Annotated in this window: 11 protein-coding genes; 5 read left to right on the top strand and 6 right to left on the bottom strand. The window is 72.5% G+C overall.

The window, feature by feature from the left end; genetic code table 11:
- Positions 1-28: 28 nt before the first annotated feature.
- From JQN84_RS04540 to JQN84_RS04520, 5 genes are all read right to left on the bottom strand, one after another.
- The gene (locus JQN84_RS04540) at positions 29-1,462 is read right to left on the bottom strand and encodes a GH1 family beta-glucosidase (RefSeq protein WP_204957094.1); all 1,434 of its coding nucleotides are present in this window, start codon (positions 1,460-1,462) and stop codon (positions 29-31) included.
- Positions 1,459-2,301 (bottom strand): carbohydrate ABC transporter permease, encoded by an 843-nt coding sequence (locus JQN84_RS04535; protein ID WP_204924033.1) that lies wholly within the window; start codon positions 2,299-2,301, stop codon positions 1,459-1,461. Before JQN84_RS04535 ends, JQN84_RS04540 begins: the two co-directional genes overlap by 4 nt.
- A gap of 10 nt (positions 2,302-2,311) precedes the next feature.
- Positions 2,312-3,280 (bottom strand): carbohydrate ABC transporter permease, encoded by a 969-nt coding sequence (locus JQN84_RS04530; protein WP_204924032.1) that lies wholly within the window; start codon positions 3,278-3,280, stop codon positions 2,312-2,314.
- 118 nt (positions 3,281-3,398) lie between these two features.
- On the bottom strand, positions 3,399-4,691 hold the full coding sequence (locus JQN84_RS04525) for an ABC transporter substrate-binding protein (RefSeq protein WP_204957093.1): 1,293 nt from the start codon (positions 4,689-4,691) through the stop codon (positions 3,399-3,401).
- A gap of 250 nt (positions 4,692-4,941) precedes the next feature.
- Positions 4,942-5,487, bottom strand: coding sequence for a plasmid pRiA4b ORF-3 family protein (locus JQN84_RS04520; protein WP_204957092.1), 546 nt, complete (start codon positions 5,485-5,487; stop codon positions 4,942-4,944).
- 150 nt (positions 5,488-5,637) lie between these two features.
- Here JQN84_RS04520 and JQN84_RS04515 point away from each other — a divergent pair, with 150 nt between their 5' ends.
- Entirely contained in the window at positions 5,638-6,423 is a 786-nt protein-coding gene (locus JQN84_RS04515) for a pyrimidine reductase family protein (RefSeq protein ID WP_204957090.1), read from the top strand.
- Positions 6,424-6,530: 107 nt separating this feature from the next.
- Here JQN84_RS04515 and JQN84_RS04510 read toward each other — a convergent pair whose 3' ends face one another.
- Positions 6,531-8,066, bottom strand: a complete 1,536-nt coding sequence (locus tag JQN84_RS04510; protein ID WP_204957088.1) for a M4 family metallopeptidase — start codon at positions 8,064-8,066, stop codon at positions 6,531-6,533.
- A gap of 443 nt (positions 8,067-8,509) precedes the next feature.
- On the opposite strand from JQN84_RS04510, the gene JQN84_RS04505 reads away from it, so the two are divergent.
- The 4 genes from JQN84_RS04505 to JQN84_RS04490 all read left to right on the top strand — a co-directional run bounded on the left by JQN84_RS04505 (position 8,510) and on the right by JQN84_RS04490 (position 14,938).
- On the top strand, positions 8,510-10,270 hold the full coding sequence (locus JQN84_RS04505; protein ID WP_204957086.1) for an ATP-binding protein: 1,761 nt from the start codon (positions 8,510-8,512) through the stop codon (positions 10,268-10,270).
- 13 nt (positions 10,271-10,283) lie between these two features.
- Positions 10,284-11,432, top strand: coding sequence for an exonuclease SbcCD subunit D (locus JQN84_RS04500; protein ID WP_204957084.1), 1,149 nt, complete (start codon positions 10,284-10,286; stop codon positions 11,430-11,432).
- Entirely contained in the window at positions 11,432-13,906 is a 2,475-nt protein-coding gene (locus JQN84_RS04495) for an AAA family ATPase (protein ID WP_204957083.1), read from the top strand. Before JQN84_RS04500 ends, JQN84_RS04495 begins: the two co-directional genes overlap by 1 nt.
- Positions 13,907-13,972: 66 nt before the next feature.
- Entirely contained in the window at positions 13,973-14,938 is a 966-nt protein-coding gene (locus JQN84_RS04490) for a hypothetical protein (protein WP_204957082.1), read from the top strand.
- The last annotated feature ends 9 nt before the right edge of the window (positions 14,939-14,947 follow it).

The following is a 14,947-nucleotide window of genomic DNA, read 5'->3' as shown; positions in this document are numbered from 1 at the left end:
GCCGTCCGGAATGCTGGCTGGCCTCTGCCTATTGTGCGGCCAGACCGTTGCGTCGGATCACCTCGGCGTACCACCTGGCGCTGGACTTGGGGATACGGGCCTGGGTGTCGTAGTCGATCCAGATCATCCCGAAGCGCTTGGTGTAACCCCAGGCCCACTCGAAATTATCCATCAGCGACCACGCGAAGTAGCCCCGCAGGGGCACCCCGGCCGCGATCGCCTCGTGTGAGGCCCGCAGGTGGGCGTCGAAGTAGGCCAACCGGTCGACGTCGTCGACCCGACCGTCCTGGACGGTGTCGACGAACGCCGAGCCGTTCTCGGTGACGTAGAGCGGCAGGTCGGTGTACTCCTCGTGGACCCGCCGCAGCGTCTCCACCAGGCCCGGGGCGTCGATCTCCCAGTCCATGTCGGTGACCGGGACGCCCCGGGTGACGAACCGCACGTCCTCGCTGCCCGGCCAGCAGGACGGCGCCCGCCAGTACTTCTCCGGCTCCTCGCCGGCGACCGGCGCGGCCACCACGTGCCGGCTGTAGTAGTTGATCCCGACCAGGTCCAGCGGAGTGGAGATGATCTCCAGATCGCCGTCGCGGACGTGTCCGAAATCGGTCACCTCGGCCAGGTCGGCGGTCAGGTCCGCCGGGTACGACCCGCGCAGCAGCGGGTCGAGGAAGAAGCGGTTGGCCAACCCGTCGATCCGGCGGGCGGCGTCGACGTCGTCCGGGGCGTCGGTGGCCGGGGTCACCGGGTAGAGGTTGACCGTGACCCCGAGCTGGGCCTGCGGCAGCTTCGCCCGCAGGGCCTGCACGGCGAGCCCGTGACCGAGCATGAGGTGGTGCCCGGCCCGGACCGAGTCCGCCCCGTCGGAGCGCCCGGGGGCGTGCGCCCCGGAGCCGTAGCCGAGGAACGCCGAGCACCACGGCTCGTTGAGCGTGGTCCAGTACTTCACCCGGTCGCCGACGGCGTCCGCGACCAGGGACGCGTAGTCGGCGAACCGACCGGCGGTGTCCCGGACCGGCCAGCCGCCCGCGTCCTCCAGCGGCTGGGGCAGGTCCCAGTGGTAGAGGGTGAGCCACGGCTCGATGCCGTTGGCCAGCAGCTCGTCGACCAGCCGCCGGTAGAAGTCCAGGCCCTCCTGGTTGGCACCGCCGGTGCCGCCGGGCTGCACCCGCGGCCAGGAGACCGAGAACCGGTACGACTTGAGGCCCAGCTCCGCCATCAACCGGACGTCGTCGGACATCCGGTGGTAGTGGTCGCAGGCCACGTCCCCGGTGTGCCCGGAGACCACCCGCCCCTCGGTGTGACTGAACGTGTCCCAGATCGACGGGGTCCGGCCGCCCTCGGCGGCGGCCCCCTCGATCTGGTACGCGGCGGTCGCCGCGCCCCACAGGAAGCCGGGCGGGAAGGTCAGTTCCGGCCCCTGGTCGAGTACGCCGACAGCGGGCGGGTGGGTCGGGTTGCTCACGACTTGACGGCGCCTTCCATGATGCCGCCGATGATCTGGCGGCCGAACACGATGAACACGATCACCAGCGGCACGGTGCCGATGGCGGTCGCGGCGAACACCTGCGAGTAGTCGGTGTAGTAGGCGTACGACAGGAACGCCAGCGACACCTGCAGGGTCGGGTTCTCGGGGGTGAGCACGGCGTACGGCCAGAGGTAGGAGTTCCAGGTCTCCATGAAGGTGAGCAGGCCGAGCACGGCCGCGGCGGGGCGCAGCGCCGGCAGCACGATGTTCCAGAAGATCCGGAAGGTGCTGGCGCCGTCGACCCGGCCCGCCTCGATCAGCTCGTCGGAGATGGCCTGGATGGCGTACTGCCGCATCATGAACACGCCGAACGCGCTGACCAGGAAGGGCACGGTCACCGCGTAGAGGGTGTCGTACCAGCCGAGGTCCTGGATCATGCCCCAGAGCGGGATCAGGCCGAGCTGGGTCGGGATCATCATGGTCACGATGATCGTCAGCAGCAGGGCGTTGCGGCCCCGGAACCGCAGCTTGGCGAAGGCGAAGCCGGCCAGCGAGCCGGTGATCACCACCGAGACGGTCACCACCGCGGAGACGATCACCGAGTTGAGCAGACCGGTCAGGAAGTTCGCCGCGTCGTTGTCGAGCACCCGGCCGAAGTTCGCGCCGAACTCGCCGGCCGGGGTGAACGGCGGCGGTACGTCGTTGATCTGGTCGAGGCTACGGGTGGCGATGACCACCATGTAGTAGAACGGGTAGACCGAGAAGAGCACCGCGACGACGAGCGCGATGTAGAGCAGCGGACTGGTGCGCCAGAGGCGCTGGGATGCCTTGTTCACGGCGCGGTCCTCACTTCACCGAACGGCGGACGAGCAGGAAGTTCACCAGCGAGACCAGGGCGATCATGACGAACATGGCCCAGGCCACCGCTGCGCCGTAGCCGGCGGAGCTGAGGTTCTCGATACCGAGCTCGTACATGTACATCGCCAGGGTCTGGAACTCGCGCTGGTCGCCACCGATGATGTTGCCGTTGCCGAAGACCAGCGGCTCGGTGAAGAGCTGGAGCCCACCGATGGTGGACAGGGTGACCACGAAGACGAAGGTGGGGGTCAGCATCGGCAGGGTGATCCGCCAGAACTGCTTCCACTGGTTCGCGCCGTCGATCGCGGCGGCCTCGTAGAGGTCCTTCGGGATGGCCTGCATGCCGGCCAGCAGGATCAGCGTGTTGTAGCCGGTCCACCGCCAGTTGACCATGGAGGCGATGGCCGTCCAGGAGCTCCACTTCTGGGCGTCCCAGTCGACCGCGTCGACGCCGACCAGGCTGAGCACCCAGTTGATCAGACCGAAGTCGCGCTGGAAGAGCATCCCGAAGACGATCGCCACCGCGGCGACGGAGACCACGTTGGGCATGAAGATGGCCATCCGGAACAGCGTCCGGGCCCGCAGGAAGGTGCGGTTGAGCATGGTGGCCAGGAACAGCGCCAGGAGCAACTGGGGGATCGTCGACAGGATGAAGATGCCGAACGTGTTGATCGTGGCGTTCCAGAAGTACTCGTCGGTGAACAGCCGGGTGTAGTTGTCGAACCCGATGAAGCTGTGGTCGCCGATGAGGTCCCAGTCGTGCAGCGACATCCACGCGGTACGCAGCATCGGGTAGAACCCGAAGATGCCGAAGATCACGAAGAACGGCGCGATGTAGAGGTAGGGCGAGAGCTTCAGGTCGAGGCGGTTCAGGGTGATCGCCCGGCTGCGCCGCCGGGGAGGTGTGGGGGGTGGGGCGCTGGGCGACGGCGGCGCCGTCGTGGCCGAGAGGCTCATGCGGGGTCCTTTCCCGGCTCCGGCGGGGCCGGTGAGGCGGGCGGTACGTGGAACGGGGGGACGCCATTGGTGGCGCCCGGGACATGCCCGGACGCCACCGCCGGTGGTGGTGCAGTGATCAGAAGGCGCCCTGGGTCTTGGCGTCCTTGAGGAACTGCTCCCAGGCCTTGTCCTTGGGGGACTGCCCGTTCTCGTACGAGCGCAGGGCCGGCTCGAACGCGTTCTCCTTGATCGCCTGGTGCTTCGGGCCGAGGTGCAGCGGCTGGATCTTCTCGACGCTCTCACCGAAGATCTTGCCGGTCGGCGCGCCGCTGAAGTACTCGTTGGTGAAGCTGGTGAACTCCGGGTTCTTCAGCGCCTCGAGGTTGGTCGGCAGCGGGCCCTTGAGCTTGAACGCCTCGACCTGGCTCTTCGCGTTGGTCAGGTACTCGGCGAGCTTGGCCGCCTCCTTGGGGTACTTGCTCTGGGAGGGCACGGCCAGCCAGGAGCCGCCCCAGTTGCCCGCGCCGCCGGGAACCGGCGCCAGGTCCCACTTGCCCTTGTTCTCCGGGCCGGAGTTGTCGGCGACGATACCGAGCATCCACGACGGGCAGAAGGTGGCCGCGAAGGTGCCCTGCTTGAAGCCGGCCGACCACTCGGGCGACCAGGTGGCGCTCTTGGCGGAGATCTTCGCGTCGGACATCGCGACGGCGGTGTCCCACGCGGTCTTCACCGCGGCGCTCTTGTCGGCGATGACGTTGTCCTCCTTGTCGTAGAACAGGTCACCGCCCTGCTGCACCATGACCGCGCTGGCGGCGGTGGTGGCCGAGTCGATCAGGCCCTTGTTGGTGGCCGCGCGGTACTTCTTGCCGGTCTCGATGAAGGCGTTCCAGTCCGGCCAGAGCGCCGCCACCTGGTCGCGCTCGGTCGGCAGACCGGCAGCGGCGAACAGGTCCTTGCGGTAGCAGACGCCGAGGCTGCCGACGTCGGTGGGCAGGCCGATGAGCCGCCCGTCCGCCGCCTTGCCCAGCTCCCACTTCCACGGCAGGTATTCCTTGCTGTGGTCGGCGATCAGCGGCGTCAGGTCGGCCCAGTTGGCCGGGTTGGTCTTGAACTCGTTGAGGATGCCCTCTTCGAGCGCGGTGACGTCCGCGGCGCCCTTGCCGGTGGCCAGGGCCCGGACCACCTTCGGCCGGTACTCGTTGAGCTGCGCGGTCTTGCGCAGCTCGACCTTGATGCCGGTGTCCTTCTCGTACTGCTTGACGATCTCGTCGTATCCGAATTCACCGAAGGTGTCGACGACCAGCTTGCTGGGCTTGCCGCCGGCCTCCTTCGGCTCGTCGTCCTTGCCGCAGGCCGCGAGACCGCCGATGGCGGTTACTGCGGCCAGGGCGGCGACCGCGAACCGGGTACGCCGCGTGGTGACGCTCATCCTGACCCCTTTTCGATGGTGAGGCTGGGTGGGTGTGGTGGGGGGTGCTGTCGCACGTCCCGGCCGGTCCGGCGGTGATCGCCGGTCGGTCTGGGATGGTCGCGGGTGATCCGCGCCACGCCCTTGGGAACGCTCCCATGAGATTGCCGGGAGGTGTCGGGGGTGTCAATAGACCGTTGGGAGCGTTCCCAGATCGTTACCAGGTATCGCGTTTATCCCGCTTGACGTGATGACCCGGCAGGACCGCGGATCAGCAGAACCGGCGCAGCAGGGTGGTCGCCCGCCCCGCGTCGAACGCCGCCGGGTCGTGCCCGGGGCCCACCCAGTCCCGCATCGTGACATGCTCCGGGTGGTGCGGATCGGCCAGCGCCGCCAGCAGCAGGAGTTGCCCGGCCGGGCCGCCGACCCCCTCCGGCGGGCAGGCCCGCGCCCCCTGCGGGCAGCTCGGGTAACGCTCGTCCGGGTCGGCCGCGAGGACGTCCTCCACCACCAGCTCGTGCTCCCACCAGTCACCGAAGTCGTAGACGTAGCCGAACCGGCTGCCCTTGCCGACCACCGCGTCCAGCCGGACGTCCAGCTCGTCGCGCACCGCAGGCTCCGCGTCCGGGTCCGGCTCGCCGTACTGCACCCCGTCGATCTCGAACGCGTGCAGGTGGCAGTCCCGCCAACCCATCGCGTGCTGCACCACCCGGTGCAGCCGGTCGAGGGTGTAACCGCCGGGGACCAGCACCCGTCGCCAGACCGACGGGCGGACCCCGGTGAGGGACACCTTCAGCTGGAAGACCTGACGTGACATGTTGCCCCCTCCACCCACCGCATAGGCTGCCGGCATGATCTGCCGAGCGTGCCGGCAGCGGCGGCACGACGACTGCCCCGGCCGGAAGTGGTGCGACTGTCAGCACCGTACCCCCGCACCCACCCCTCCGGTCACCGGTCCGGCCGGCGAATGAGCGTCGGAATCCCGATCTGGCGGATCTGGCCCACGCCCGCCGACGGCCCGCTGGACGACACCGCGCTGACCGCGCTCTACGCCCGCGCCGACACCCCCCGGCTGCGGGTCAACTTCGTCTCCAGCGCGGACGGCGCGGTCACCCTGGACGGCTACTCCGCCGGCCTCTCCGGCGAGCCGGACAAGCGGGTCTTCGGCCTGCTCCGGATGCTCTGCGACGGACTGCTGGTGGCCGCCGGCACGATGCGGCACGAGGGCTACCGGGCGGTGCGGCTGAGCGCGGAACGCCGGGCCTGGCGGCGCGCGCACGGCCTGGCCGAGTACCCGACCCTGACCGTCGTCTCCCGGTCGCTGCGGCTGGACCCGACCCAGGCCGCGTTCGCCGACGCGCCGGTGCGCCCGGTCGTGCTGACCACCGCGACGGCCGTCGCGCCCCCGGGCCTCACCGACGCCGTCGACCTGGTCCGGGTCGGCCGCGACGACGTCGACCTCGCCGCCGGCCTGGCCGCGCTGCGCGAGCGGGGGCTCGGCCAGCTGCTCTGCGAGGGCGGCCCGCACCTGTTCGGCGCGCTCACCGCCGCCGACCTCGTCGACGAACTCTGCGTCACCGTCGCCCCGCTGCTGGCCGGGGCCGGCCCGGGGCGGATCACGGCCGGCCCGGGCAGCCCGCCCCGGTCGCTGCCGCTGCGGCACACGCTGGCCGCCGCCGACGGCGTACTCCTGCTGCGGTACGCCCGCGACGCGCCGGGCGTCGGCTCGGCCGGGGCCGCGCCCGCCGGCTGACGTCACCCTCCCGTCGGACACGGCACGGGGCGTGGGCCACCCGGTCGGTGTGCCCACGCCCCGTGTCGAGGACGTCGGGGTCGGCGTGTCGACGCCGGCCCCGGGGGTCAGCTGACGCTCACGCCCGACCAGGCGGCGGCGACCGCCTTGTACTCGGCGCTGGTCGCGCCGTACAGGTCGGTCGCGGCCGACAGGGTCGCCGTCCGGGCGCCCTTGTAGTTGGTGGTGGAGGTCATGTAGCGGGTCAGCGCCCGGTACCAGATCGCCCCGGCCTTGGTGTTGCCGATGCCGGCGACCGTGGTGCCGTTGCAGGTGGTGCTGGTGCCGTACGACGAGGTGCCGCTACCCACCGCGAGCAGGTAGAAGAAGTGGTTCGCCACGCCCGAGGAGTAGTGCACGTCCAGGCCGCCGACCGAGCTGCTCCAGCAGTCCGCCGAGTTGCCGTCCTTGGAGGGCTTGTCCATGTAGCGCAGCGGGGTGCCGGTGCTGCGCAGCTTCTCGCCGATCAGGTAGTCGCCCGGGTCCTTGGCGCTGGCCGCGTAGAACTCGACCAGGGTGCCGAAGATGTCGCTGGTGGCCTCGTTGAGGCCGCCCGACTCACCGCTGTAGCGCAGCCCGGCGGTGTTGCTGGTGACGCCGTGGGTCATCTCGTGCCCGGCCACGTCGAGCGAGGTCAGCGGGTACCAGCCGGAGCCGCCGTCGCCGTAGGTCATGCAGAAGCAGGTGTCCTGCCAGAAGGCGTTGGCGTAGTTGCTGCTGTAGTGCACCCGGCTGTACGCGCCGACACCGTCGTTGCGGATGCCGTTGCGGCCGTGCGCGCTCTTGTAGTAGTCCCAGGTCTTCTGCGCGCCGAAGGCGGCGTCGGCGGCGGCGGTCTGCCGGTTGTTCAGGGTGCCGTCGCCGAACACGTTGTTGGTGCTGGCGACCAGGGTGCCCTTGCCGATGGTCCGGCCGTTGAGGTCGTAGGTGCGGTGGTCGCCCCGGGCCGCGTCGGCGAGCTGGTAGGTGCTGCCGGACTGGGTGCTGCCGACCGAGACCGTGCCGGAGTGGAAGGTGTTGCCGGTGCCCTCCCGCTGCACGCCCTCCCACGAGTCGCGGACCGCGCCGGTGGTGGCGTCCACCAGCACGTGCAGCTCGCTCGGGGTGCCGTCGGCGTGGGTGCCGGCCACCACCACCTCGTAGGCGAGGGCGGTCGCGGTCGCACCGGCGTCGAAGACCAGCTGCGCGCCGGCGACCGAGCGGCCGGTGGCGGTGGACGCGGCGAAGGCGATCTTGCCGGCGGCGGCCTCGCTGACCTTGGCCTTCGGGGAACGCTGCGGGGCGCTGGCCAGGCTGTGGGTGGCACCGCGCCAGGAGTCGCCCTTGCCGAGGTGGACGACCACCTCGCCGCCGAGGACGGGCAGACCGTCGGAGTAGCGGTTGAGCCGGACATGCTCGGTGCCGTCGGCGTCGGTCACCACGTTGCGCGGGGTGAACGTCTGGCCGTCGGCGGCGAGGCCGGCACCGGAGTGGGCCTTGAGCTGGGCGACCGCGCGGGTGAACGGGTCGGCGGCGGGCGCGGCGGTGGCCGCGGTGGGCACCGTGACGGCGGTGGCCAGGAGAGCGGCCGTGGCGAGGCCGCTCAGCAGAGGGGTTCGGCGCATGGGGGTTCTGCCTCCACAGGGACAGTCGGGGGGGGTGCCGACTGACGATGACCCGACGGTGGTGGACCGCGGGCCGGTCACGTATCCGCAGGTTACGGACGTGACGGCCGGCACCTGAGGAAGAAGATCCTCGATGTCGACTGTGGCTATTCTCAGCCCAACCGGCCGGTTTCTGTCACGCCCTTCGTGAGGGTTTTTTTCCCCGGATTTCCGCCGGGCCCACCACCTGCGCAAACACCGCCGCCACGCGGAAAAAAGTCGACCGACGGTGAGCGCGCCGTCCCTTGCGGTCACCGAACCGGCGTCGGCGACGGCGGTCGGCCGGGCGTCGACGGCGGCCCGCCGGTGGCGTCCGCCGCGTCGCGTGGCAACCTGTCGCACTCCTCGGGCAGGATGCAGGGCGTGCGCCCTGACCGAGACGACCAGCTGACCGGAGCCCGCGGATGACCGACGACCGGACCGACGGCCGGATCGACAGCCCCGGCGAGCCCGTCGGCCGGGTGCTCGGCACCGCCGACGCCACCCCGTTGCAGTTCTGGACGGCCGTCTCCCCCGGCAGCTACCTCCAGCTCGACGACGTCGTGGTCACCCGGCGCGAGCTGCCCGACCGGGAGCCGGTCATTATCGCCGGGGTGGTCACCCAGGTCCGCGCCCGGCACGAGGGCGCCCAGTTCGAGTCGGACGTCTTCGCCATCGCCGACGGCACCCTCCCGGCCCAGGTGCAGGAGGCCGCCGAGATCACCACCACCCGGGTCGACCCCGAGCTGTACGTGCCGCCCGCGCCCGGAGCCACCGTGCACCGGGCCGAGGGTGACGCCCGCGCCCGCGCGTTGCACTTCGACCGGATGGAACGGCGCATCCCGATGGGGATGGGCCGCGACGGCGTCCCCGTCTATCTCAACGCCGACTTCCTCGACGGCAGCCGGGGCGCGCACGTGTCGATCTCCGGCATCTCCGGGGTGGCCACCAAGACCAGCTTCGCCACCTTCCTGCTCTACTCGGTGTTCCGCTCCGGGGTGCTCGGCGGCGACGCGGTCAACGCCAAGGCGCTGATCTTCAACGTCAAGGGCGAGGACCTGCTCTTCCTCGACCACCCCAACGCCCGGCTCGACGACACCACCCGGGCCGCGTACGCCAGGCTGGGGCTGGCCGCCGGCGCCTTCCCCGACGTGCGGGTGTACGCCCCGCCCCGGGTCGGCGACGCCGCCGGCACCCCCGACGTGAGCAGCCGGCTCACCGGCGTCGACGCGTTCTACTGGACGCTGAGCGAGTTCTGCGCCGACCGCCTCCTGCCGTACGTCTTCGCCGACGCCGACGACGAACGTCAGCAGTACACGATGGTGGTCCACTCGGTCACCGCCCACCTGGCCCGCTACGCCCAGCCCGCCGACGGTGGGGTCAGCGTCGACGGGGTGCGCCTCGGCTCCTACGCCGACCTGGTCGACCACGTCGTCGAGCAGCTCAACGACGACGAGACCCGGGGCGACTGGGCGGGCAGCGCGGTCGGCCTGGGCACGGTCAACGCCTTCGCCCGCCGGCTGATCGGCAGCAAGAAGGACCTCGGCCGGCTGATCCGCGGCGACCTGGCCACCCGCCGCCCACACTCCATCAACACCGCCGAGAGCGCCCAGGTCACCGTCGTCGACCTGCACAACCTGCCGGACCGCGCGCAGCGCTTCGTGGTCGGTGTGACGCTACGCGGCGAGTTCGAACGCAAGGAGAAGGCCGGCACCGCCAAGCCGCTGCTCTTCGTCGTCCTCGACGAGCTGAACAAGTACGCCCCCCGCGAGGGCTCCTCCCCGATCAAGGAGGTGCTGCTCGACATCGCCGAGCGGGGCCGGTCGCTCGGGGTGATCCTGGTCGGCGCGCAGCAGACGGCGAGCGAGGTCGAACGGCGGATCGTCACCAACTCGGCGATCCGGGTGGTGGGCCGGCTCGACCCGGCCGAGGCGTCCCGCCCGGAGTACGGCTTCCTCCCGCCGGCCCAGCGGCAACGCGCCCTGCTGGCCAAGCCGGGCACCATGTTCGTCAACCAGCCCGACATCCCGGTCCCGCTGTGCCTGGAGTTCCCCTTCCCGGCCTGGGCCACCCGGGTCTCCGAGGCCGGCCGGGCCCCGTCGGAGACGCTGCGCTCGATCACCGGCTCGGTCGACCCGTTCGCCGTGGTCGGCTCGGGCGGCGTCGACGACGACATCCCGTTCTAGGGAGCTGGCAGCCATGAAGATCCTGCACACCTCCGACTGGCACGTCGGCAAGGTGCTCAAGGGACAGTCCCGGGCCGAGGAGCACAAGCAGGTGCTCGCCGGGGTGATCGAGATCGCCCACGCCGAACGCCCCGACCTGGTCATCGTCGCCGGCGACCTGTACGACACGGCCGCGCCCAGCCCGGAGGCGACCCGGCTGGTCACCCGGGCGTTGACCGCGCTACGGCGGACCGGGGCCGACGTGGTGGCGATCGGCGGCAACCACGACAACGGCAACGCCCTCGACGCGCTGCGCCCCTGGGCCGAGGCGGCCGGCATCACCCTGCGCGGCGGGGTCCGGGAGAATCCGGCCGAGCACGTCATCGACGGCGTCACCGCCGACGGTGAGCGGTGGCAGCTCGCCGCGCTGCCCTTCCTGTCCCAGCGGTACGCCGTCCGCGCGGTGGAGATGTACGAGTTGACCGCCGCCGAGGCCACCCAGACCTACGCCGACCACCTCGGCCGGGTGCTGGCGAAACTCACCGAGGGGTTCACCGAGCCGGACCGGGTGCACCTGGTCACCGCCCACCTCACCGTGGTCGGGGCGAGCACCGGCGGCGGCGAGCGCGACGCGCACACCGTCCTCGGGTACGCGGTGCCGGCCTCGGTCTTCCCCGGCACCGCGCACTACGTGGCCCTGGGACACCTGCACCGCTCGCAGCGGGTGATCGGGCCGTGCCCGATCCGCTACAGCGGCAGCCCGATCGCCGTCGACTTCGGCGAGCAGGAGAACATCTGCTCGGTGACGCTGGTCGAGGTCGGCGCGACCTCGGCCGCCCGGATCCGGGAGGTGCCGGTGTCGGCGGCGGTGCCGCTGCGCACGGTCCGCGGCACCCTGGCCCAACTCGCCGCGGCGGAGCCGCCGGAGGGCTGGCTGCGGGTGTTCGTCCGGGAACAGCCCCGGGCCGGGCTGCGGGAGGAGGTGCAGGAGCTGTTCCCCCGCGCGTTGGAGATCCGGATCGACCCGGAGCTGCTGCCGACGCCGGGCAGCGGCACCCGGGTCGCCCAGCGGGCCGGCCGCTCGCCCCGGGAACTGTTCGCCGACTACCTGGGCAGCCGGGGGCACGAGGACGACGGGGTCCGGGGCCTCTTCGACGAGCTGCTGGAGGAGGTGGAGCGCTGATGCGACCGATGCGGCTGGACCTGGCCGGCTTCACCGTCTTCCGCGACGAGACGACCGTCGACTTCACCGACGCCGACTTCTTCGCCCTGGTCGGGCCGACCGGCTCGGGCAAGTCGACGGTGCTGGACGCGATCTGCTTCGTCCTCTACGGCGCGGTGCCCCGGTGGGGCGGTGCGCGGGGGCTGGCCAACGCGCTCGCCCCCTCGGCGGTGGAGGCCCGGGTCCGGCTGGTCTTCGAGTCGGCAGGCGACCGGTACGTGGCGACCCGGGTGGTGCGCCGGGACGGCCGGGGCGCGGTCAAGACCGCCAACGCCGGGCTGCAACTGATGCCGCCCGGGTTCGACGTGACCAAGCTCGACACCGGGCTCAGCCCGGAGGACCTGGGCGAGGTGCTGGCCGGCACCCCGGCCGAGATGGAACAGGCGGTGCTGGACGCGGTCGGGCTGCCGTACGAGCAGTTCACCTCCTGCGTGGTGCTGCCGCAGGGGCAGTTCGCCGACTTCCTGCACGCCAAGCCGGCCACCCGGCAGCAGATCCTGGTCAACCTGCTCGGCCTCGGCGTCTACGAGAACGTGCAGAAGCGGGCCACCGAACGTGCCGGGCAGGCCGAGGCGAAGCTGGAGGCGGTCGCCCGGATGCTCGCCGGGTTGACCGACGTCGACGACGAGGCGTTGGCCGCCGCCGCCGACCGGGTCGACCGGGTGCGGGAGCTGGCGGCGGCGGTCGCGGCGGCCGTACCGGAGCGGGAGCGGGCCCGGTCGGCGGCGCGCGAGGCCACGGCGGCGCTGGCCGCGCTCGACGCCGACCTGGCCGGGCTGGCCGGGGTGCGCGCCCCGGCCGGGGTGGCCGAGGTGGCCCACGCGGTGAGCACGGCGCGGGAGGCGGTCGACGCGACGGCCCGCACCGTGGCGCTGGCCGAGGAGCGGGAGGAGAAGCTGCGCGGCGAGCTGGCCGGCGCGGGCGACGAGAGCGCGCTGCGGCTGCTGCTGCGGGCACACGCCGACGCGGAACGGCTGACCGGCGAGGCGGACACGGTCCGGGCGGCCCTCGACGCGGCGCAGGCCACGCACGACGCGGCGGTGACGGCGCTCGGCGCGGCCCGGGAGGCGGCGGCACGGGCCGAGGCCGAACTGGAGGCGGCGTTCAAGGCCCACGAGGAGGCCAAGACCGTCGACCAGGCGGTCGCGTTGCGGGCGCACCTGGTCGACGGCGCACCCTGCCCGGTCTGCGAGCAGCCGGTGCCCCGGGTGCCGGCGGTGCCGGCCGGTTCGGCGGTGGCGGCGGCGACCGCCGCCGGCAAGGCGGCGCGGGCGGCCAGCAAGGCCGCGCTGGCCCTGGTCGACGAGCGGGACGCGGCGGCCCGGGAGCAGGAGCGGACGCTGGTGCGGCTGCGGGCCCAGCACGACCAGTTGCGCGGCCGGCTGACCGAGCTGGCCGGACAGCTCGCCGGGGCGGCCACCCCGGCGGCGCTGCGCGACCAGCTGGCCGAGCACGCCCGGCTGCGGCAGGCGTTGGACGAGGCGGCGGTGGCGGTACGCGCCGGCCGGGACGCCGCCCGCCGGGCCCGGGGCGCGGCCGACACGGCCGAGGACCGGCTGCGGGCCGCCTGGCGGGACTTCGACACCACCCGCGACGGGCTGGCCCGGTTCGGTCCGCCGGCCACCGACCGGGACGACGTGGCCGCCGCCTGGACGGCCCTGGTCCAGTGGGCCGGCGCACAGGCCCGGCAGCGACGGGCCGACCGGGACGGGCTGGTCGAGGCGGCGACCGGGGCGCAGTCGGCCGCCGAGCAGGTCGAGGAACGCCTCGGTGGTCTCCTCGACGCCGCCGGGCTGCCCCCCGCCGACGACCCCGCGCAGGCGGTCGCGGTGGCCACCGAGCGGGCCGAGGCCGACCTGCGGCGGATCACCGAACGCCGGGCGCAGGCCGTCGAGCTGCGGGAACAGCGCGCCGAGCACGAGCGGCAGGCGCGTACGGCGCGGGCGCTGGCCGGGCACCTGCGGGCCAACAACTTCGAACGGTGGCTGCTGGCCGAGGCACTGGACCTGCTGGTCGACGGGGCCTCCCGGATCCTGCGGGAGCTGTCCCAGGGGCAGTACGACCTGGTCCACGACAAGGGTGAGTTCTTCGTGGTCGACCACCACGACGCGGGGCTGCGCCGGGGGGTGCGGACGCTGTCCGGCGGGGAGACGTTCCAGGCGTCGCTGGCCCTGGCGCTGGCGCTGTCCGAGCAGCTCGCCGGGATGTCCACCACGGCGGCCAGCCTGGAGTCGATCGTGTTGGACGAGGGGTTCGGCACCCTCGACGCGGCCACCCTGGACATCGTCGCCGCCACCCTGGAGAGCCTGGCCGCCCGGGGCGACCGGATGGTCGGCGTGGTCACCCACGTGCCGGCGCTGGCCGAGCGCATTCCGGTGCGCTTCGAGGTCCGCAAGGACGCCCGCACGGCCCACGTCGAACGGACCGGCCGGTGAGCGCGAGGAGTGCAGCGCAGCGGAGCCCCGCAGCCGCGAACGAAGAGTCCGACCGGTGAGCGCGACGTGACCGGACCGCAGCTGTTCGTGGACGCCTGGGACCCGTCCTACGGGGCGTCGTTCGAGGCGACCCCGGGTGGGCCGGTCGCGCCGAGCAGCACCCAGGTCGACACCGACGTGGAACTGCCGGCGGTGGACTGGCGGGCGATCGACCCCCGTCCCGGGGTGACCGCCCCGGACGTGGTGCTGCTCGTCGACGGGGTACGCCGGATCGACGCCAGCGTGTGGACGGCCGAGGAGGACGGTGCGTCGTACCCGGGGATCGCGGCCTCGTACGCGGCCGGGGTGGTCCGGTGCGACCTGGAGCGCGGCGCGGCGGAGCTGGCCGGGGCGCGGGTGGGGCGGGGGCTGTTCACGGCCAGCCCGTCGGCGCAGGAGGTGACCTGCGGACAGGTGCGTTACCCGGTGCACCGGGTCGGCGGCACCGGGGAGCTGAGCAAGCTGCCGGCGGCGGTGCAGGCCCCGCTGACCGCCCTGGAGGTGGCCGTGTCCGATGCGGCCCGCACCGACGGGGACCTGCTGGTGGTGGACGGCCCACTGCGGGCGCGCCGGCAGTTGCCGCGCACCCTGGGCTACATCAAGACGCAGCACAGCCAGTATCTCGACGCCCGGCTCACCACCGTGGTCACCGGGCTGGGCTCCGGCCAGCGGTCCCCGGTGTTCCGGCTCGGCACCGCCTGGGGCGGCTGGTCGTGGTACCTGCGGTTGCCGGTGGCGGTGGGTGCGCCCTGGGCCGGGATCGTCCGGTTGGAGTGCTCGCCGGACCTCGAACCGCAGGACGCGATCACGCTGGCCGACCTGTCGCTGGTCACCCTGCCCCGGTTCGCGTCCTCGCCGTACAAGGACCCGCGCGCGCCGCAGAACCTGGTGCCGATCGCCGGATTGGAGCGGCGGCTGCGCGGGATGCTGGGCGACGCGCGGCTGCTGCACCGGGCACTGACCATGGCCAGCCGCAGCGGCGGGACCCGCTGATGGCCAGTC

Origin of the sequence: Micromonospora humidisoli (genome assembly GCF_016900955.1) — a bacterium.
Lineage (GTDB): Bacteria > Actinomycetota > Actinomycetes > Mycobacteriales > Micromonosporaceae > Micromonospora > Micromonospora wenchangensis.
The sequence above is the reverse complement of the archived record's forward strand: the minus strand, read 5'-3'. Positions and strand labels throughout refer to the sequence as shown.

Bases quoted from the DNA above. Each gene is read 5' to 3' on its own strand.
- JQN84_RS04530 (WP_204924032.1), bottom strand. From the start codon at position 3,280: ATGAGCCTCTCGGCCACGACGGCGCCGCCGTCGCCCAGCGCCCCACCC.
- JQN84_RS04525 (WP_204957093.1), bottom strand. From the start codon at position 4,691: ATGAGCGTCACCACGCGGCGTACCCGGTTCGCGGTCGCCGCCCTGGCC.
- JQN84_RS04520 (WP_204957092.1), bottom strand. From the start codon at position 5,487: ATGTCACGTCAGGTCTTCCAGCTGAAGGTGTCCCTCACCGGGGTCCGC.
- JQN84_RS04515 (WP_204957090.1), top strand. From the start codon at position 5,638: ATGAGCGTCGGAATCCCGATCTGGCGGATCTGGCCCACGCCCGCCGAC.
- JQN84_RS04510 (WP_204957088.1), bottom strand. From the start codon at position 8,066: ATGCGCCGAACCCCTCTGCTGAGCGGCCTCGCCACGGCCGCTCTCCTG.
- JQN84_RS04505 (WP_204957086.1), top strand. From the start codon at position 8,510: ATGACCGACGACCGGACCGACGGCCGGATCGACAGCCCCGGCGAGCCC.
- JQN84_RS04500 (WP_204957084.1), top strand. From the start codon at position 10,284: ATGAAGATCCTGCACACCTCCGACTGGCACGTCGGCAAGGTGCTCAAG.
- JQN84_RS04495 (WP_204957083.1), top strand. From the start codon at position 11,432: ATGCGACCGATGCGGCTGGACCTGGCCGGCTTCACCGTCTTCCGCGAC.